This window comes from Candidatus Hydrogenedentota bacterium, assembly GCA_019637335.1.
Taxonomy (GTDB): Bacteria; Hydrogenedentota; Hydrogenedentia; order Hydrogenedentales; family JAEUWI01; genus JAEUWI01.
Genome location: JAHBVV010000013.1, coordinates 100,930 through 121,434, shown reverse-complemented (window position 1 = coordinate 121,434; position 20,505 = coordinate 100,930). Strand labels below are relative to the sequence as shown.

Genomic DNA, 20,505 nt, shown 5'->3' with positions numbered 1-20,505 from the left:
TTCTACTCCGCGGGGGTTAATTCCCGTGACCACAGGTCGGCCTCCATACGGTTGAGCAGATCGCCAAAGGTATCCCGATCCAGCGCGCTGATCGCGATGCCCTGGAACTGCTCGATTAGCCCCGAGAGCACGTCGGGATCGCACTTGTCCATCTTGTTCAGCACGTGGCACACCGGCGTGCTATCCAATTCAAGCTCGCGCAGCAGCGAATGCACGGTTTCGTATTTCGCTTCGAGGTCCGGGCAGGACGCGTCGATGACGTGCAGCAGCAGGTCGGCCTCGTGGAGCTCTTCAAAGGTGGTGCGAAACGCGGCCATCAGGTCCTTGGGAAGGTCTCGAATGAAACCCACCGTGTCCGTAACGATGACCTCGCGCTCCTGCGGGAAGCGGACGCGCCGCGAAACCGGATTCAGCGTCGCAAACAACGCGTCCTCCGCCGTCACGTGGCTGTTCGTCAGGTGGTTCAGCAGCGTGGATTTCCCCGCGTTCGTGTAGCCGACCACCGCAACCGTGGGCACGCCCTTGCGGTGGCGCACGCCCCGCCGGAGCTCGCGGCGCTCGCCCAGCTTGTTCACCTCGCGCTCGAGACGCGAAATGCGATCGCTCGCCCGGCGGCGATCGACCTCCAGCTTCGTTTCGCCGGGGCCGCGGCCGCCGATACCGCCGGTAAGCCGGGAGAAGGCCGAGCTCTTCATGCCGAGGAACGGCTGGCGGTAGCGCAACTGCGCGAGTTCCACCTGCAACTTGCCCTCCCGCGTCACCGCGTGCAGGGCGAAAATATCCAGAATCAGCTGCGTCCGATCCATCACCTTCAGGTCGGTCATCTCGCTGACGCTCTTCATCTGCGACGGGGTCAGATTCAAGTCGAAAATCAGCAGCTCCGCCCCGAGCTGCATCGCCTTGATGATCGCGAATTTCAGCTTGCCCTTGCCCATCACGTATTTCGGATCGGGCGTCCGGCGCTGGTGGAACTCGTGCACCACTTCGATGCCCGCGCTGCGGGCCAGTTCCCGAAGTTCCGCCAGCGAATCCTGCGCGGCGGTCGGGGGCTTTTCGGAAATATGGACGATGATCGCCCGGTTGTTGTCTTCCTGGCTCTTCCGGCCCCAGCTTTGCCGCGCAAACTCGTCCTCAAGCGCCTCGATGAAGGCCGGGAAGTCCGACGGGAGATCGTGGACGGATTGCGGCGGCTGTACGGCCCACGGCTCGTCGCCCGCGTTCGCGGGCATGAGGTGCGCCACATGCACCTTGCCGGGCAGCCCATCCCGGCCCACTTCCACCGCGGCGACACAATCCAGTCGGAGCAGCGCCAGGTCGGTCAGGTCGTCGTCGGTCAGGGGTTCCGGCCCGAGGTGCGTGTGCACCAGCCGGAGCCCGCAAAGGCGATTGCGCCCGCGCCGCGCGATGTCCGGCAGGAAAATGGATCGCGCGTCCCCCACCACGACCGCCGAAATACGGCCGCGGCGGTCGATTAACAGGCCGATCTGCCGGTTGAGTTCGGCTGATAACTCCGTGATCGTGCGCGCCAGCTCGGGGGAGATGATGGAATCCGGCGCGGTCTTTCTTTTGGACAGCTTCTCGAGGTTCCGGGTATCGGACGCCTTGAGACCGCTTGTATTACCGCTTAGCAGGGGATACGCCTCCTCATCGGGTTTGATTTGCTCACGCACTTTCATCGTACTACGCGCAACGCACCGGGCTCAACAAAAATCGGCCCTGTTCCATTAGAACAGGGCCGATATGCATACCGTCTGGCCGGCACGGTCAGCTGAGCAGAACCCGGCGGATGATGCGCTGCGACTCGGTGGCGTCCAGCGTCTTCTGGGCCTTGCGCAGCTCCGACGTGTCGAGCTTTTCCAGTTTCTTGAACAGAATACTGAGATTCCCGATCGCGATTTGCAGCGCGTGCGTCGGCTCGATACGCTGCGGGAGCATGTCGATCGTGTAATAGCCCTTGTACTTCGACGCTTTCAGGTAAAACAACGCTTCCATGCACTCCCAGATATTCAGGCTGCCCGGGATCATCGCGTCGTCCCAGAGGCGGTACCCATCCGTGAAATACATCTGGAACAGCTTGTTCGAACGCGTGAGAAACGCGATCGACTCCGCCGGGTTCTCGCCCGACATCATCGCGTGCGAGAAATTCATCGCCACGCCGACGTTCTTCATCGCGATTTCCTGGCACATCGAAAGCGCCTTGCCCACCGTCGCCACCGTCAGGTGCTTCCGGGGCTCCCGGGGCTTGTACGCAATGGCCACGTTGATATCGGGCGACGCATACTTGGCGATCGTCTTGATCGATGAGATCACCGTGTTCCAGTGCGTCGTATAGTCCACCTGGAACGGATAGTCGAAGCCGTCGGTGTACAGCCGCAGCGTGATCTCGGTCGCTCCCAGCGCCCGCGCCAGGTCGGTGGCTTTGCGCCCCTCATCGATCGCGGCATTGCGCGTCTTCTGATGCTGGTGACCAAACCCGGCCAGGGAAAAGCGCCGCGACTGGCAAAGATTCGTGTTGACGCCCGAACACGCCAGCCCGTGATCCTTCAGAATCCGCTTCAAGTCCTTCACAGGCACTTCGGTAGAGACGTCCGACTGGCTGATCTCGACCGCCTTCAGGCCCTTGATTTTCGCCGCAAGTGCAATGGCCTCAGGGACTTTCGGAGCCTCGCGGTAGCCTTCCGGGCAAAAACGGTCCGGATTGTTCGAAAACACCCAGAGTCCCGTTGAAAATTTTTGGGTCATTATATTCTCCTGTGACATGCAATTGGCCTCTTGGACAGACCGGTTCTGGACTTGGTCAAAATGCGTGGTTAAAACGAAGCCCGGAGTTGCAGGGGAGCCACAACATACTCACAATACGAGGGGATTCAGAGAGTGTCTATCCAAGGTACCGGATAGCGGGCCGTTCATCGGGCGCATTATATGCGATAACTATAGGCTTGTCAATAGGTTCTACCGGGTCAATGGGCCGCGTGTTGGCGTGATTCTGAACTCGAAACGCTCGAAAAGGTCTATTTCCAACCGGTTAGAAAAAAAAGAGGCGAGTGCAAACAGCGGGGGAACTGTTATTCTGCACTCGCCGGTGGTGGGAACCAGCCATTGCTGACTGATGACATCCGGGAGGTCTGGGGGAAGGACCTCCAAGGATGCTGTATGTGGAAACACCGACTTTCTTCGAATATATTCCCGAAATCCCGAAAAAAATTCAAAAAAAATTGTCGCACGACGCCGAAATCGCTAACAATATGGAAATAAACAGGTTAGGATCCGGACAACCGGCGCCGCCCACCGTACGGGGCCAGGAAACAGCACGCAACCCCCCCATTTACAGGTACGGGTGCACTTCATCCATGAATCGTTGGGACAGCTCCGCCACCGTGCGCGTCACGGGAAAGGCGCCCGGATAGCGAATATAGCGGGAAGTACCATCCGACATCAGTACCGACGCGCCCAGATCGCCGATACCGCTGTGTTGCAGGGAGGTGGCAAGAAAGTCCCAGCCAAGCGGAGCCGGACGATCATCGCCCGGGTGAATGCCATCGTAGGCGGGTTCCAGGTCGAAGACATTGCCCTCGGGATCCGAGACGCGGAGGCGCCCGCCATCCACCTCGGTGATAGGGCCGGAAGCATTCGCGTCGATCAGGGTGAACCAGTAGGCCCGGAACTCCGCGTCACTGTTGACCTTATAAATCAGTTCGGTCACGTGAAAATCGAAGTCGCCCGCGTCAATGCTCGTGCGGTACGCGCGGCGGGCCTGATCGCGCAGGGCGGCCGCATCCACATTCCGCTTCGGACGGCGCTCGGAATCCCCCGCGGCGCTCCGCACGAGATTTTGCTGCCGCTTCCCCTCAACGGCCGCGACGCGCTTGGCGCTGCGAATGGCGTTCACGTAGTGCGGAAGCGCTGTGGCGAGAAGCACGCCGATAATCGCCAGGACCACCAGCGTTTCCACCAGGGTGTGGCCCTGTTGAAGCCGGCCCGTTTGCCGTAATCGAATGTTCATGATCCATTACAGCACACCCGCCCGAATTGCCGCAAGCGATCGGCGCACCGCGCAAAAATGGGCTTGCAGTCGATTGCGACCGTATAGCATAGTACCCCCATGGCAATCACACCCGAGCAGCGGCAGTGGCTCGCCCTGAAGATGATCCCCGGGGTCGGAACTACCCTCTTCATCCGCCTCCTCGCCCGTTACGGCGCGCCCGCGGATGTCCTGGCGGCCTCCGAGGCGTCCCTGCGCGAGGTGGTGGGGCCCAAACTGGCCGAGCGCATTCATGCCTATCGCGATGTCGTGGACGTCGACGGACAGATCGCGCGCATGGAAGAATACGGCGCGGCCTTGTACACCATGGACGAGACGGCCTACCCCCTGCTTCTCGCCGAAATCTACGACCCGCCGCTCGTGCTCTTTGCACGGGGAGATCTCGTCGAGGCCGACCGGCACGCCGTGGCGATTGTCGGGACCCGCCGCTCCACCCCGTACGGCGCCCGCATGGCCCGCTCCCTGGCCTACGACCTCGCCGCGCGCGGCATTACGGTTGTCAGCGGAATGGCGGAAGGCACGGACACCGCCGCGCACGAGGGCGCCCTGGAAGCGGGCGGACGGACGATTGCCGTGCTGGGCTGTGGCGTGGATGTGGTCTATCCGGCGTCCAACGCGGCGCTGATGCACCGGATCGTGCAGCGGGGCGCGGTCGTTTCCTGTTTTGAGATGGGCGTCAAACCCTCCAAGGGGCACTTCCCCTACCGCAACCGCATCATCAGCGGACTGTCCATGGGGACCGTCGTGGTCGAGGCCCCCGTGGGAAGCGGCGCCCTGATAACCGCGCGCAACGCCGCAGAACAGGGGCGCGAGGTCTTTGCTGTGCCCGGCGAGGCCGGCAGTTACAACGCGCGCGGGCCCCACGCCCTGATCCGCGAGGGCGCCAAGCTCGTCGAAACCGTGGACGATATCCTCGTGGAACTCGACCTGGAAGCGTCCGCGCGCCAGGCCCCGGCGGCCCGAAAAACGCCCGAAAGCGCGCCGGTCCCCGCACGGCCCGCCTCCACCACCGCCGCGCCCCAGCCGTTCGCGGCAGCGACCGCTGCGCCCCCCACGCCCCGCCCGAACATCACGCCCGTGGAACAGGCGGTACTGGATGTGCTGCACCGGGATGGCTCCTTCGTCGATGAAATCGCCGCCGCCGCGCGCCTCTCGGTATCGGAAGCCCTTACCTCACTCACCATGCTGGAATTGAAGGGCCTGATCCGCCAGCTGAGCGGGAAACGATTTGCACCCCGATAATACCCAGGGCAATCGCATTTAAACCCGATGGCGGCATTTGGGCGTGAATTTGAGTTGATTTGGAGCCTTGAATCAATGAAAGTGAGCGTGTTGGAGCGCCGGCATCCTTGCCGGCAGAGATGCCGGCGCTCCAACACGCTCACTTTTCAACATTTCAGGTGGTTCATATGGCGCTCGGCTCGGACAGGAAGTTTAAATGCGATTGCCCTGCGATAATACCGCTTCCGTATTGGCCCGTTTGGGTGTAAGATGAAGCGGGGGGAAGCGGCATGCCCCGGCATCGCCGCGGAGGGTCAATTCGTGGGTAAAGCGCTCCTGTATCGACTTTTCAGCGCGGGCAGTATTCCCGATTCGCGCCGGAGTGAATTGGAACGTGAAGGGATGGTGCTTGCGGACGAAGGTTTCAGCGGCCACCTCGTGCAGCGAAACCTTCGCATCCCGGGCCGGTGCTCGCTCTACAAGATCAGGAGCTTCGCGGGCTATCTTGCGATTACGCGCCAGCGGATCCTGCTATGTTGTTATGGGAAGCCCCAGATTGACCTCCCGCGCGACGACCCACGGGTGTCGCGCTTGCAGGTATCCTGTCCCCGCGAAGGACGCCTCCTGATCTCGTTTCGCTATGAGGACATGCGGCCGGGTTGGCAGGGCCACGCGAAATTCCGTATAAACTCCCCCATGGCGTCCCAGTTTCTCGACGAATTGACGCGCATGGGCGCGCAGGTGGAAGCCTGACCGCCGGGAGTTCTTGCCAAACCCGCAACCCGCCCGGGAATCGGATGCGCGAGGCTGCCCGCCCGACTCGACAGCATGGCGGGAATCAATTTGCACCGCGCTGAGGAGGTTAGGCATCCTTGCCTGACCCAGGGGGCGCCCGAGAATCCATTGGAACCGGCGGATTTTGACCATCGGCGAGACTTCCAGCAGGTTTCCAGAAATCTTTGGCTTGAACAAAAATGAAATCGTTCCCAAGTCGTCGTGCCTTCTGATATCGAGCGCATGCCTTGGGTCAGGCGGGTCGAAGATGCGCCGTGGCGGAATGCCTAACCTCCTATTATGTCTCATTTCAACGATATAGCCGCCCGCGTTCGGCGGGGGGAGCCTCTCCCCCGCTTCTGGGACCTGCTCCTCCGCGCCGCCACGCCCGCAACCCGCATCGGGATGCACTGGCGCCTTCGCCAGCCCGCGGAGCGCATCGACGCCACCGTCATCAGTTTTGGCAACATCACGGCCGGCGGCACAGGCAAGACCCCCGCCGTCATTGAATGCATCCAGCAGCAAATCGCGGCGGGCCATCGCGTGGCGGTCGTCACGCGGGGCTACGGCAGCGATCGCGTCCCAGAGCCCTTCGTCGTTCTGCCCGACATGCCGCGGGCCGATATCGTGCGCCAGGTGGGCGACGAACCGGCTCTGATCCGCTGCCACGCGCCGGAATGCATTCTCGTGAAAGCGGCTCGCCGCGCCGACGGGGCGCGCGCCGCCATGAAACAGCACGGTTGCGACGTCATCGTATTGGACGACGCCTACCAGCACGTGCAGCTTGCCCGGGACCGCAACATCTGCCTGATCGACGCCACGAACCCCTTCGGCAATGGCTATCTCGTCCCCCGCGGCATCCTCCGCGAACCGCTGGACGCGCTGAAACGGGCGACGGAGATTGTATTGACCCGCTGCGATCAGGCCATTGGCCTGAACGGGTTGCGCGCGCGCCTGGCGGAATACGCCCCCGGCGCGCCTGTGCGCGAAACCATCCACGCCCCCGACGGCCTGTGGCGCGTCGCCGATGGCGCCCCCGTTTCCCTGCAGAACGCCTGCGCGGAACCGGTCACCGCCATCGCGGCCATCGGCAATCCGGAGGCCTTTTACCAGACCCTCGCGTCGCTGGGCTTCACCTTGAAAGAGACCTTCGCCTTCCCGGATCATGCCGTCATTCCGGGGGAAGTCCTGAAACGTCCAGGACTCATTATAACGACGGAAAAAGACGCGATGCGCCTCAACGCCGCGCCGGACAATGTGCTGGCGTTGCGCATCGCCCTGCGGGACTTCACCGGGCCACCCCGGTCAGGAGAGTGAAGCATGCATGCTGGATTGGTCGGACTGGCCCTGATGGCCGCCCTGTCGGGCGCGCCGGAACTGCCGGTGGTTGAGGAGGATGTTGTGGTGTTCAAGGCAGGCTACGCGGAAGTGGATATTACCCCCCAGGCGTCCGTGCCGCTCTGGGGCTATGGCGTCATGCACCGCCCGGAGAACAACTCGACCGGCGTCCACGATCCGCTCTTCGCCAAGGCCCTCGTCCTGCAAGCCGGCGAGACGCGCGCCGCGCTCGTCGGACTGGATCTCGGCCGCGCCCCCTTCGAGCCGATGGTGTTGCGCATCGAACACGCCGTGCTGGAGCGCGCGGGGATCGATCACGTCTTCCTGGTCGGCTCCCACACCCACCACGCCCCGGCGCTGGAACTCGTGCCGGTGGAAGGCCTCAACGATCCCGCGCTGGACAACGCCCTGTCGTACTACGCCGAGCTGGAAGAGAAGCTCGTGGGCGTCATCGTGGCGGCGGCCAACGGGCTGAAGCCCGCGAAGATCGGCTGGGCTTCCGCCGAGAGCAACGTTAACCGCAACCGCCACACGGAGGAGGAGCCCATCCCCCGCGACCCGGAGTTGTTCGTGCTGCGCGCCGACGATCTCGCGGGCAATCCCATCGCCATCGCGGTCAATTTCGCCGCGCACCCGACCAACCACCCCCACGCCAGCAACCAGATCAGCGCGGATTTCCCGGGGGTCATGATGGCGGCGGTCACGGAGGCCACGGGCGCGCCCTGCATGTTCCTCCAGGGCGCCGCCGGCGACCTCCAGTGCGATATCGACGACAGCCGCTGGGGCGAGGTCGATCTCATGCGCGAGCCGGGCGAACGCCTGGCCCGCGACGTCATCGCGCTGAACGGCAGCCTCGCTACCGCCGTCCCCGACCAGCCGGACCTGCGCGGCGTGAAAAACACCTTCTCCTTCCAGATGCGCCTCGACCTGAGCAGCGGGCCCGTCAGTGAAGGGCTCCGCGCGCGCTACGGAGAACCCCTCTACCACAGCTACCACCTGAAATACCCCGCGGGGATGATGCACCCCAAACTGACCACGCTGCTGATTAACGGCGAACTCGCCATCGCGGGCGGGTCCGGCGAGTTCTTCAGCGATCTCTCCGTCGACTTCAAGCGCCGTGTAGAGGGGGCCAAGGGCGTTTTCGTCGGCTACTGCAACGGCCACGATATGTACTTCCCCACCCGCCGCGCCATGGCCCAGGGCGGCTACGGCGCCGACCCCTCGACCGCCTGGGTGACGGAAGGCGGCCCGGAGAGGATGATCGACCGGGCGCTATGGAATTTCCAGAAGCTTATCGCGGAGGCCCCCGGCGCGCCCGCGCCCTGAGTCCGGCGACGCCCGATCAAAGCAGGACATGCGTCTCGCCTGTGTATTTTCGGAGCAGTCTCGCACGCTCCAGCCTTCGCGGCGGAGCCACGGAGCCACGGAGCTTGAACGTCGGAGATCTGCCGCAGGAGGATGGCGCGCGTGGCTCCCTTTGAGGTTTCAGAGCCGCCCCCGCGATTTGGGGGTGGTTTGGAGCGCTTTCGCGGCTGGATTGGAATTCGGCTGCTTCGCAACCGGTACACAGCCGGGACGGCTGTGCCACGTTCTTTGGACGCTTCACCTTGGTTATTAAGGGTACCTTTAAAGGAATGTGGCACAGGCGTCCCGCCTGTGTATTTTCGGAGCAGGCCCCCGCGATGCTGGGATGGGATGCGGCGCTTTCGCGGCTGGGGTGTTCGTCGTCGCTGTTGCCAGTCCCCGCGAGGGCTCAGCTGTGGCGGCCGCTCTTCTCGGTGGGTTCGATGCGCCAGACGGCCTCGTCGCCGAATCGGAACTGCTGGTTGGCGTGGCCGGCGAAGTTGCCGCCATACATGGCGCGGACGATGGCGGTCATGCCGAAGGCCGTGATTAGAACGGCGACCAGCCCGCCCCAGGCCGTGCGCAGGAGGGTGTCGCCGTATCGGATCTGCCCGTGTTCCGGGGGCTGGAATCCGGGCCGGGGCAGGATCAGGATCAGGACGGTGGCCAGGGTGGCGTTCAGAAAGATCATGCCTTCGGTGATGAGGCGCTGATCGGTGAAGCCGGTGAGCGCGCGCTCGAAGTTCATGACGCACACGGCCGCCAGGAACGCCACGTAGAGCATTTGTCCGCGCCCCAGGGCGGATCGGGGCACGAGGTCAATCGGCGCGCGCTGGTGACGCCAGAGGAGGGCGATCCCGGCGATGGCGGCGGCGGCGAAGATGAGGTTGAACCAGCCCCAGGCGCTCAACTGGATCGCGCCGAAAAGGGGCATTGGCATGGCCTCTGGCATCAAGTCGTTCTTTACCCACTCGAGCACGTTCTTGTACATGTTGAGGTAGGTGACGCCGAATAGGACGAAGGCGGCGGCGAAGGCGGCGGTCCAGCGGGCCTCGGCGGGGACGCCGTCGTTGCGGCTGGTGCGGCGCGCGAGAAGGCCCATGGCGATGGCCAGGGCGACGCCGTGGAGAAAACCGTGGGTCTGTTCCATGACGCTGTGCCAGTTGGCGCGCTGCCAGTGCTCCCACTGGGCGATGATCGCGGGGTCGATTTCCACGTGCGGGTTGCCCGGACGGACCAACATCAGCTTGATAAGCGCACCGCCGGCGAATCCCACGCCGCCGAGAATTCCGGTGAGCAGCATGCCGAAGAGCACGGGCACGTAGCCGTTGCGCAGGAGCCAGACGCCGGTTCCGACGACCACACCGAGGACGCCGGCCCAGTTGTCGCCGCGGGGCGGGGTCATGCGGAATAGTGTGGGGCCGCTTTCGATCGGGTGGCCGAGGAGGACGGGGAAGAGTAGAAAACAGGCGAACCAGCCGAGGGCCATGTGCATGAAAAGGGATGCGCCCGACGCGAATCGCCCGTAGCGGAAGAAATAGAGCCCGAGCCCCACGAGCGCGCCCACGAACCAGCCGACATGGTGCGGGAAGAAGAGCACGGCGTTGGGCCAGTTGATGAGCTGGTCGGCGAGCACTTCGGCCTCGGCCAGGCCGCGTTCTTCCGCCGCGCGGGCGACGAATTCGGGGCTGACCTGGTATTGAACCAGGGCGGCGGCCGCGTGCGGCGCGGCGCCGGTGGTGTTCAGGACGGCCTGCGCGCCGTAGCCCAGCAGGGCGCCCGCCGCAATGCAGAGCGGCAGGAGCACGATCGCGCGGCCCCGACGGAAGTGGTCCCAGCGGTTGTCCCAGAGTTCAAAGAGGAGAAGCGCGAGGATCGCGGTGGTGGTTTCCATCCAGTCGGCGTCGAACCAGTAGGTGTGCGCGGCCTGGCGGGACCAGGTGGGGTCGTACCCCTCCGGGAAGAGGGTTTCGAGCTCATGGAGGACGAATTTCTTGAAGATAACCCAGGCGATGAAGATCCAGCAGAGGGGCCGGAAGACTTCCGCCAGGCGCGCGCGATCCGCGATTGCGCCGAAGGCCGTGCCGGCGCCGCCCATGGCCGCCCAGAGAAAGCCGAGCACAAAGACGCCAAAGAAGCCGTAGATCTGGCTGGGCAGGTGGCCGGAATGGGTGTAGGAGACGACCTGCATGTAGGACATGGAGCCGCCGAAGGCCCAGCCGAGCGCGCCGAAAAAGGCCAGGTAGGGGGCGCGCGCCCGCCAGTCTTCGCGGCCGGAAAGCAGCGCCACCGCGAGGCCCGCGAGTGCGCCGGGAATCATCGCGCCGTATTCGTGCCCGAAATTGCCGCGAATGCCCCAGCCGATACTCAGGGAGAGTGCGACAAGAAAGATGGTGGCTGGCCGCATGGCCGTCAGGCCCGGATTCATGGCAACGGGGTCTCCTTCCGGTGGTTGCGCGGGAACGTAAACCCCGTAGTGTACCGGAAAGATGCGGACCGGCTCCCGTTTTTCTGCAATTGTCGCGGGGGGGTTACCGCGCAACCAGCGGCACGAATCCGTCCTCCGTGCCGGCGCCGGGATCATGGCTGTAGCCGGCGGCATTGAAGAACTGCACGAGCCGGAGGACTTCCGACAGGCTCACCTGCCAGTCCTGCGGGTTATAGTCGATATCGTGCGGATCGCAGTCCTCGACGCCCGGACCCGTCGCATAGCCGTCTTCGCCCGCCGCATCACAGTGATAGCCGTCCAGGTTGTAGAACTGGATGATGCGGAGCAATTCCTGGAGGCTGATCGCGTTGTTCTGGTCCGTGTCCGCGCTATGGAAGCGATCGCCCGACACGATGCACGATTGGGAAGCGGAAAAATCGTCCGAGACAAAATCGGGCATCAGGCCCAGCCCGGCGGACAGGCCCACAAAAGCCGTTCCGGTGGTCAATGCGCGGTACGAGAAACGGATGCGCCCGTCTGTGAAAAGTTCCACCTGCATCGTGTTCGGCGAACTGCTGGAAAACCGGGGGACGGCGTTCCACGTCACGACGAAACGGTCGGACAGGGATTTGTGCCAGACCTGCCCTCCGGCGGCCGGGTTCAAGTCGCAGAAGAAGGGCGAGACGCGCGGGGCGTCAAAATGCTCTTCGATGGACGTTCCGAAGGATGAGTCGCCGCTTTCAAAGGTAATATTTCCATTGGAATTCACGAAGAGGCTGGAATACGCGATCCCCTGGAAGACCACGGGCGCCTTGCCCTCCAGCGAGACCTGGACCGTGGCGTCGTCGCCGAGCACGAGGGGCGTCGCGCCAGTGCTGTCCACCGGCAGGGAAGAAATGCTCTCGCGGCAAACATCGTAGCTGCCGTTTCCATCGGGAATGAACGTGAGCGCCAGGTTGGCCAGGTCCACGGCGCGACCGGGGCCGAACGCCTCCGTGTAGTACCGCACACTTTCCACGGTGTTCAGTTCAAAGCAGGCCCCGCCGTTGTTTGCGACGGCCGGGTTGCCCGCTTCATCCTCCAGAGTGATGTGGAAGCGGTAGGCGGTCAGCGGAAGGAGCCCGGTAACGGTCACCCGGTGGTCGGTATCCAGAATAAACGGCGCCTGCGCAAGGATCTCACCGCAAGACTCGCCCACCCGTATGAATCCAGACGCGGGCTCGGTCGTTGTGAACGAAATGATGGCGAACTGGCTGCCCGCCATGGTGACCTCGACACTCGCAACGCCGGGCGGCGTGCAATCGACTGTGGCGGTGGCGGTCACTTCATCGGGCGCTTCCGGCCCGTGCATGGCGTCCAGGTAAATTACCGTGATGGTTTCGCCTTCCGCCGTCTGGAGGGCGCCGTCCCCCGGAACTGGCGCGGCCGCCGTAATTTCCAACATGCCCGAGAACTCGCCCGAAAGCATGCCGGGCGAAAGGACAATCGATTCCATGTCGCCGCCGCTCGTTTCGACGGAGACGGTGGCCGAACCCTCGCCCGCGAGGTCGCTGTCGCGAAGCGTGACCATCAGCATGTCATTACAGCCGTAGGTCTCGCGGTCCAGCGCGACAGCGCCGTCACCGCTGATCAATTGGGGCACGATATCCGCGAAAACGGAGGTCTTGGTTACATCCTCGCCGCGCCCGCCCGTATTGCTGACGACATTGGAGCGCATGCAGCCGCCGTCGAATATGAAATCGGTATCGCCCCGAACGAGAATGCCCTCAACGATTCCGGTGAGCGGATTTATCACGGGCGAGCCCGAATTGCCGCCGTAGGTGTCCAGGTTGGCGACGAAAAAGGAGGGATTACTGTTGTTCCGGACCACCGTATTGTCGCCGAACGCGATCTTCATGGGAAGCCCGGAGGGATGGCCGATCACGCCCACATTCGCGCCCACGGGCACGACGCCCTCGCGGCGGATTTCGAAGGGCACGGCGCCGGGCGCGGTGATATTGCGATCCACGCGCACGACAGCGTAGTCGAGGTCCCCGGAGAGGGCCTGTCCAACCAGTTCGACGCCGGTATACACGTTTTCGGCGTCCACATTCAGGACGGCGTTGTTGGCGTCCCGCATGACGTAGCCGAATACGAATCGGGCGTTGCCGATGTCTCCGGAGTCGTAACAGTGCCCGGCGGTGGCGATGAGATCGGGGCCGACCATGAAGCCGGAGCAAAAGGCGGCGGTGGGCTGGTTTGCGAAGGGTTCGTCCGGGCACACCCCGTAGGCGGAGGTGCGAATATTAAACGAGCCATCCGGATTCGAGGTGAGGCTGCTGCTGCTCATGAGCGCGCAGGTGGAAGCGGCCCAGGCGAGGCGCTGCGGATCGGTTTCCTGGTACACATCGATCCGGTCGTCGCTGCCATAGATGATTTTGGGCGCCGCGCCCGGCGGGGACGGGACCCAGGGATCGCCGCTGATGACCGTGCGGGAGGGCTTGCCTTCGCCCGCGAACGCGGGAACCGCGGCAACGACAATGAAACCGGCGATTACCCGCCCGAACGCTGATTGTTGTATGCGCAAGAGCCTGTCCCTCATCACTACGCCTACCTTCCTCTTCTCGCCGCCCCACGAATCGAAAACCTACCGTTACTATACCAAATCCCGCCTCAAAGTGTAGTCTTGCGGAAAATTCAGCCGAGGGCAATCGCAGATAACGTTTCGGTACGAGCCAAGCGCCATACGAACCACCCGCAACGTCAAAAGGGGCCGTGTTGGCGCGCTGGCATTTCGCCTGCGGCGAATCCGTGACTTTGCCGGCCGAGATGCCGGCGCTCCAACACGCTCACTTTCATTAATTCAAGGCTCCAAATTGACCCACGTTTACGCCCCAATGCCGCGATCCCGTTTCGATGTGATTGCCCTGGACATCCAGCCCAGGGCCTGGCGGGCGCGGGCGGCGTTGGTATGGCGTTCAAGGAAATGCGCCCGCCCCGCCGCCGCGATGGCTTCGGCCTCCGCCGGGTGCGCCAGGTAGTGGTCGATCTTTTCGATTAGTTCCGGCAGGGTGTCGAAAAAGACGGCGTGGCGCCCGTCCACGAAATTGTGCGGGATCTGTATGGGCAGGCGGTCGCTGAGCAGGAGGCAGCCATGCGCCGGCAACTCCCAGTAGCGGACGGTGTCGAACCCCATGCCGAAGCAATTGAGCCCGATCCGGCTTTCCCGCAGGCGACGCTGGTATTCGGCCTGGTCGAAGCGCTCGTTGAGATCCCAGCCGTAGCGCGCTTCCAGGGCTTCGAGGTAGAGCCGCCGCTGGCCGAATTGCCGGTGGCCCGCCCAGAAAAAGGGGCGCGGGCGCTCCGTGATCGGGCGAAAGTCGCCGGTGGGGGTGGCGTAGGCGAAGGGCAGTGGCCAGGCGTTGGGGCCGTAGTCGACGTTGTGGAGCATCTCGCGCTTGAAATAGCCGTGAAAACGTTCCAGGCCGAGGCGGTTCCGGACGAGATCGCGGAAATTACAGGGCTGATCGAGCGCGTCCATGAGAAACACCGGGCAATCCCCGCGCGCCGCCAACAGGGCCCGAATATGGTCAGGGGGCAAGTCCCCTTCGACATCGCCGTAGAGGATCGCGTCGAAATGTCCCGCCCGCAAGGCCTCCACCAGCGCCGTAACGCCCTCCGGCGCGCCGCGCCGCTGGTAACGGCAGGGGTAATCCCGGTGGGCCTCGGATTCCTGGCCGTGCAGGGTGGGTTTCCACGGAAAATCGACCACATTTTCATCGCCCAGGCAATCACAGAGGCCATCGAACAGGGCGTCCAGGCCGAAATGGGGGCGGGGATGCAGCAGGAACAGTACCCGCGCGGGGCGGCCGGGCATCCATTCGGGCGGATCCGATATATGTTCGCGGGGAAGAGTCACCTCCGGCAGGGCCGCGAGCCGGGCGTCGATTTCCGAGCCGGGCGCGGCGTATCCGATCGACTGAAGCAGCCGGCGCGCCATATCGGGAGCGCCCGCACTTGCCCAGCAGTCGGCCATGGCGAGATACGCATCTGGATCGCGCGGCGATTCGTTGGTCAGCAGGTAGAAGGCGTCCAGCGCGCGGCTGATGAGGTGGGACACATCGCGCCCGCGATCGTGGTGGATCCAGGCGGCGAGTATGGCAAGTTTTTCCAGGGCGGCGGGCCGACGCGCGTGGGGGGGCGGGGGGACAAGCTCCAGGACGGTATACGCGTACTCGAAGAGGCCCTGATTGCGGAGGCTGCGCGCGTGGGCAACCGGATCGTAGCCCGCGGGGGCCGCGAGATGGAGCATTCCCGCGTCCGGCGGCCCGTCGGGGTAGCGGCGAATGGCCGGAAAACCCGCGTTCGCGAGCCGTTCCGTCACATCGCTGGCCAGGGTCTCGGTGTTCCCGGGGCGCCCGCCCAGCGCGGGATTTCCGTGGAGCGCGAAGATCCAGGTATTCGGGCCGAGCCCGGGCGCCAGCATGGACAGAGCGGCGAAGACGGCATCCGCGCTGGTTTCGAGGCCACAGAGCAGCAGTGCGTCGAAGGGTTCTTCTTGTGCGGCGCCCGAAGCGGGGGACAGAGGACGGACGGCATCCAGAATTTCACCGGCGATGGCCGCGGCCTTCGGGTCGTCGATGAAGCCCGTGACGCAGCCGCCGCGCTTCCTGAGGAGGTAGCCGAGCGCCGCGCAGGGATCGCCCAGCAGGGCAATCCTCTTTGCCCACGGCGGGACGTGGCCCAGCAGGCGCAGGTAGTCCGCGTGGCGATCGGGCGGGATCCACTGGAGGAGTCGGTCGAGCATGGCGATACGGTAGCACAGGGTTGGGGCGCGAATTCGAGCGCGGAATCGGCGGGCAGGGCAATCGCATTTAAACTCGATCTCGGTATATGGGCGTAAACTTGAGTCGATTTGGAACCTTGAATCAACGATAGTGAGCGTTTTGGAGCGCCGGCATCTGTGCCGGCAGGGATGCCAGCGCTCCAACACGCGCCCTTTATAAGATTGAAGGTGGTTCATGTGGCGCTCGGATCGAGTTGGAAGTTTAAATGCGATTGCCCTGTATCGGCGGGGCGCGTTGCAATCCCGCCGGGGCGTTCTTATACTTGGACAAACCATGCGCGAATCGCGCCCAACCCAGAGGATTACCCGGATTTTATGCGAAAAACACTCCGATACCTTTTAATCACCGCGATGCTCCTGGTGGCCGCGCCGCGCCATGCCGCCCCGAACACCATCGACCTGCTCGAAGACGGCACGCTTAAGCACTGGTACACGTGGCTCAAGGAAAGCGGGCGCGACAACGACCCGAAGCAGGTTTTCACGATGCAGGATGGGGTCCTGCGGATTTCCGGCGAGGAGTGGGGCTGCATCACGACCAACGAGGAGTACGAGAACTACCACCTGGTGCTGGAGTTCAAGTGGGGCGAGAAAACCTGGGAGCCCCGCCTGGACCGCGCGCGGGACTCGGGGCTGCTGATCCACTCGGTGGGCGAGGATGGCGGCTACAGCAATACCTGGATGCATTCGCTGGAGGTGCAGATGATCGAGGGCGGCACGGGCGACTTCATCGTGGTGGGCGATAAATCCGACAACTACCAGATCACGGCGCCGGTGGCCGAAGAGCGGCACGGGACCGTGCCGGTGTTCAGCCCGGACGGGGACCCGATCACCGTGAACGGCGGGCGCATCAACTGGTGGGGCCGCGATCCGAACTGGGAGGACAAGCTCGACTTCCGTGGGCCGAAGGACGTGGAGAAGCCGGTGGGCGAGTGGAACCGGCTTGAAGTGATCGCCGACGGCGGCAAGATCACGGTGCTGCTCAATGGGATCGTGGTGAACCGCGCGATCGACTGCAAACCCCAAAAGGGACGGATCCAGGTGCAATCCGAGGCGGCGGAGCTGTTTGTCCGGCGCATCGAGCTGACGCCGCTCGCGCAGGCCGCCGCGGCGGTTTCGGGCCCGATCAGCGATGGGCCGATGCTGCTCGTGGCCAACAAGCACAGCGACACCTTAAGCTACGTCCATCCCGAGAGCCTCCAAGTCGAACAGACGATTACGGTCGGCCCGAACCCGCACGAAATGACGATCACTCCGGACCAGCGCTTCATGTACCTCTCCAACTACGCCGCGCCGGGCGACACGATATCGGTGGTGGATCTGGTGGCGCGCAACCACATCAAGCAGATCCCGACGGGCGAGTACACCCGGATCCATGGCGCGACCATGGCCCCGGACGGCAAGCATGCCTATTTCACCGCCGGCCAGACCGGCTGGGTGGTGGAAGTGGATACAGCCACGCACGCGGTGACGCGGGGTATCCCGACGCACGGGAAGATCTCGCACATGGTGCTGGTGTCGCCGGACAACCAGCGGATCTACACGGCGAATATCACCAGCGAGAATGTGTCCGTGATCGACCGTGAAAGCGGAGAACTGATTACCCAGGTTTCCTGCGAGGAAGGCGCGGAGGGCATGGCCTTCACGCCCGACGGCAAGTATCTGTGGGTCGCGAACCAGAGCGGCGGGTCGATGTCCATCATCGAACTGGCCAGCCATACGGTCGTCGAACGCTTTGATGTGCCCGGGATGCCGGTGCGCATTAAGTTTACGAAGGATGGATCGCGGGCCTTCGTTCCGAGCTGGACGCCCGAGGGCGAACTTATCGTGATCGACGTGGCGTCGCGCAAGGAGATCAAGCGGGTGAAGGTGGGGGGGCATGCGATCGGCGTGGAGCTGAGCCCGGACGAAAAACGCGCATTCGTGGGCTGTGAATACACCGATGGCCTGCATGTCGTGAACACGGAAACCCTGGAGGTGGAGGCGACCGTGGACACCGGCGACGGCCCGGATCCGATGTTGATGTGGTATCCTGAGCGTATTGCGGCGTAGCGCCGCTTGTTCCAGTTCGCCACCTTCAACGGTGAGCCTGGTGAGGTATACAACGAAAGTGAGGGAGCATCATGGGCAATGAGGAATCGGGGGGCGCAACGCCTCCGCAAGCTTCAGCGAAAGGGCGCCGTTGGACGACGGGGGACCTGGATCGCGACTGGACCCGGTACGAGGGCCTGTTCGACCGACTGGACGCCCGAATGCAAAAGGGCTTGCTGGGTTTGCTTGGGCTCAACGCCGTGCTGGTAATTCCGTTGTCCGTCCTTGCCGTTTCTGGCGGGCCGGACCGGCCGCTGGAACTGGCGCTTAAGACGCTCCTTCCATTGCCTGGCTTCGTTGTGTCGCTGGCGATCTACTGGAGCCTCTTCCGCATCAACACCTATCGTAGCGAACTCGCCTCCCGTTGGATTGAGGCCCATCCAGCCGTGCGCCCCGTGCCTATCGGCCACCGAAATGCGTTCATACCCTCGAACGCGTGGGCGCCACAACCCTTGATCGCGATGCTTACGGCCTGCTTCTGGCTCGCCGTTATTTTTGTCCGACTCTGGGATTACTTCGGGCCGGCAAATTCCACAGAACGGCTGCTTTCGTGGGGACTGTTGATCGCCACCCTGTGCGCGATCGCGGTCTTATATGCCGTTGCGGTCTCGTATGTGAACAACCGGAGCCTGGACCCGGCAGATGAGTGTTCATCTGATGGCGAATCAACACACGCCGAGATTGCCGCGCAAGACGACTAGAAGCAAGCCGAGTTCGCGACTCGTCGATTCCGATAACGCTATACCATTCCGCTCTCGCCGAACAGACCCGGCACAGAAAGCTCTGACATGAAGATGAACCACCTTCGCTGGTCAGCCAAGCCACGCCTGTTTGTCCCTTATGTCCTTTCCGTCCTTTGGGTCCTTTCCACCTCCGTCGCCACCGCCCAACCTCAAACTCTTGCGACCGCCGAAAAACTTGCCGCCAACCAATCCGTCACAGTCATCTGCTTTGGGGATAGCGTCACCGGGCTCTACTACCATACCGGCGGACGGCGGGCCTATACGGACATGGTGGCGACAGGACTCCAGCAGGCCTTCCCGGACGCGAAAGTCACCGCGATCAACGCCGGCGTGAGCGGCCACACGACCGCCAAGGCCTTGGAACGTATTGACAAGGATGTACTCGCGCACAGGCCGGACCTGGTGACGGTGATGTTCGGCCTCAACGATATGACCCGTGTGCCGCTGGAAGACTATCGCGCCAACCTCCGGGAAATCGTGGCTCAATGCCGCGCCATCGGGGCGGAGGTGATGCTCTGCACCCCCAACAACGTCCGCGACACCGAAAGTCGCCCCACGGCGAAGCTGCTGGAGTACGCCGCCGCGGTCCGCGAGGTCGCGGCTGCGGAGCAGACGGCGCTGGCGGATTGCTACAACGCCTTTGAGGCGGTGCGTGACGGGGACGCGCGGGCGTGGGCCTTCCTCATGAGCGACGAGATCCACCCCAACATGGCGGGGCACAAGCTGATCGCCGAGACCATCGTGGCGGCGGCCACGGGCGAGGCGGTCGCGCTTGCGGATGTCCCCGCACCCGAGCCGATGATCCCGCATACCCTCGCGCTCATCGACGCGAAGCAGACCATCCGCATCCTCGCCATGCCGCCCTACGACACGCTGCTGCCGGCGGTGTTGAAGGAGGCCGCCCCGGAATCCGAGGTCACGGTCACCACCTGGACGGTGGCCGGGAAGTCGATGGCGGATTTCGAGGCCGAAGCGAAGGCCGTGCGGGACAATCCGCCGGACCTGGTGTTTATCGCCGTGCCGGCAGAAGCGCCCGCCGAGGGTATTGAGGATTTCAAGCGCCACTTCACCTGGACCATGAACTGGTCGCTCAGCTTCGGGCGGCAGGAATGGGACGTGGTGGCCGTGCCGCCGTCGTTCACAGGGCCGGTGGACGGGGAAGCCGCCGAGCGGGATGGATGGCAGCGGCAGCTGATACGCGCGCAGGATTTCAACGTGCTGGAAGGAAGCCCCGCGCCCCTGGAGGAGCGCCTGCGGGCGTGGCTGGCGGGGCAGTTGGAATAGTGTGGTTTCCAGCTACGTGAAAGTAGTCGATACGGTTTTGGTCTCATCCACCGTCGGTGAGCGAAATCGAGGTTGCCCTCCGTATGCTGTGCCGCGGGAGCGGCACGGTACGCAGTACCACAGTGGACCGTGGTAACGAGGGAGCGGACGCGCTGGCAGGGGGACTGGCTCCCGAGCCCCGTTGCGCCCGGTCGCGAACGCGTCAAAGAGACCGACGCGCGAGGGTGCCTGTACCCGCAAGGAAACGCCATTCCGTACAGACTGAACTTCATTTTCCTTCGATTGGCAGACCACAAGCCGCTTGTGTCATGCTGATGCGATGAGGCAACCATGAAGTCACGAAGAACACGAATCAGGCACATCCGAGAAGGGCGCTACCTCGCTGAAGTTGTCGTCGATTTGATGGAATATAACGACG

At 63.7% G+C, this 20,505-nt stretch carries 13 protein-coding genes; 7 read left to right on the top strand and 6 right to left on the bottom strand.

From position 1 onward, the window contains the following. Positions 1-2 precede the first annotated feature (2 nt). The 3 genes from hflX to KF886_15185 all read right to left on the bottom strand — a co-directional run bounded on the left by hflX (position 3) and on the right by KF886_15185 (position 4,003). Positions 3-1,676: a GTPase HflX gene (gene hflX, locus KF886_15195; GenBank protein MBX3178703.1), complete on the bottom strand. Its 1,674-nt coding sequence runs from the start codon at positions 1,674-1,676 to the stop codon at positions 3-5. 88 nt (positions 1,677-1,764) lie between these two features. Then, a complete protein-coding gene (locus KF886_15190) occupies positions 1,765-2,742 on the bottom strand; it encodes a TIM barrel protein (protein ID MBX3178702.1) in 978 nt (325 codons plus the stop codon). A 583-nt stretch (positions 2,743-3,325) separates the two neighbouring features. Then, positions 3,326-4,003, bottom strand: a complete 678-nt coding sequence (locus KF886_15185) for a prepilin-type N-terminal cleavage/methylation domain-containing protein (protein ID MBX3178701.1) — start codon at positions 4,001-4,003, stop codon at positions 3,326-3,328. 99 nt (positions 4,004-4,102) lie between these two features. On the opposite strand from KF886_15185, the gene dprA reads away from it, so the two are divergent. The 4 genes from dprA to KF886_15165 all read left to right on the top strand — a co-directional run bounded on the left by dprA (position 4,103) and on the right by KF886_15165 (position 8,701). Beyond that, a complete protein-coding gene (dprA, locus tag KF886_15180; GenBank protein MBX3178700.1) occupies positions 4,103-5,284 on the top strand; it encodes a DNA-processing protein DprA in 1,182 nt (393 codons plus the stop codon). Between the two features lie 300 nt (positions 5,285-5,584). Further along, the gene (locus tag KF886_15175) at positions 5,585-6,016 is read left to right on the top strand and encodes a hypothetical protein (protein ID MBX3178699.1); all 432 of its coding nucleotides are present in this window, start codon (positions 5,585-5,587) and stop codon (positions 6,014-6,016) included. Positions 6,017-6,337: 321 nt separating this feature from the next. After that, positions 6,338-7,354 (top strand): tetraacyldisaccharide 4'-kinase, encoded by a 1,017-nt coding sequence (gene lpxK, locus KF886_15170; protein MBX3178698.1) that lies wholly within the window; start codon positions 6,338-6,340, stop codon positions 7,352-7,354. 3 nt (positions 7,355-7,357) lie between these two features. After that, entirely contained in the window at positions 7,358-8,701 is a 1,344-nt protein-coding gene (locus KF886_15165; protein ID MBX3178697.1) for a hypothetical protein, read from the top strand. Between the two features lie 427 nt (positions 8,702-9,128). Here the strand turns inward: KF886_15165 and KF886_15160 are convergent, their stop codons facing one another. The 3 genes from KF886_15160 to KF886_15150 all read right to left on the bottom strand — a co-directional run bounded on the left by KF886_15160 (position 9,129) and on the right by KF886_15150 (position 15,933). Continuing rightward, the gene (locus KF886_15160; protein MBX3178696.1) at positions 9,129-11,147 is read right to left on the bottom strand and encodes a hypothetical protein; all 2,019 of its coding nucleotides are present in this window, start codon (positions 11,145-11,147) and stop codon (positions 9,129-9,131) included. A 103-nt stretch (positions 11,148-11,250) separates the two neighbouring features. Then, the gene (locus KF886_15155; protein ID MBX3178695.1) at positions 11,251-13,728 is read right to left on the bottom strand and encodes a trypsin-like peptidase domain-containing protein; all 2,478 of its coding nucleotides are present in this window, start codon (positions 13,726-13,728) and stop codon (positions 11,251-11,253) included. Positions 13,729-14,013: 285 nt separating this feature from the next. Beyond that, a complete protein-coding gene (locus KF886_15150; protein ID MBX3178694.1) occupies positions 14,014-15,933 on the bottom strand; it encodes a glycosyltransferase family 1 protein in 1,920 nt (639 codons plus the stop codon). Positions 15,934-16,287: 354 nt separating this feature from the next. On the opposite strand from KF886_15150, the gene KF886_15145 reads away from it, so the two are divergent. The 3 genes from KF886_15145 to KF886_15135 all read left to right on the top strand — a co-directional run bounded on the left by KF886_15145 (position 16,288) and on the right by KF886_15135 (position 20,087). After that, positions 16,288-18,021: a DUF1080 domain-containing protein gene (locus KF886_15145; protein ID MBX3178693.1), complete on the top strand. Its 1,734-nt coding sequence runs from the start codon at positions 16,288-16,290 to the stop codon at positions 18,019-18,021. A gap of 71 nt (positions 18,022-18,092) precedes the next feature. Further along, the gene (locus KF886_15140) at positions 18,093-18,761 is read left to right on the top strand and encodes a hypothetical protein (protein MBX3178692.1); all 669 of its coding nucleotides are present in this window, start codon (positions 18,093-18,095) and stop codon (positions 18,759-18,761) included. 87 nt (positions 18,762-18,848) lie between these two features. Continuing rightward, positions 18,849-20,087, top strand: a complete 1,239-nt coding sequence (locus tag KF886_15135) for a hypothetical protein (GenBank protein MBX3178691.1) — start codon at positions 18,849-18,851, stop codon at positions 20,085-20,087. Positions 20,088-20,505 lie beyond the last annotated feature (418 nt).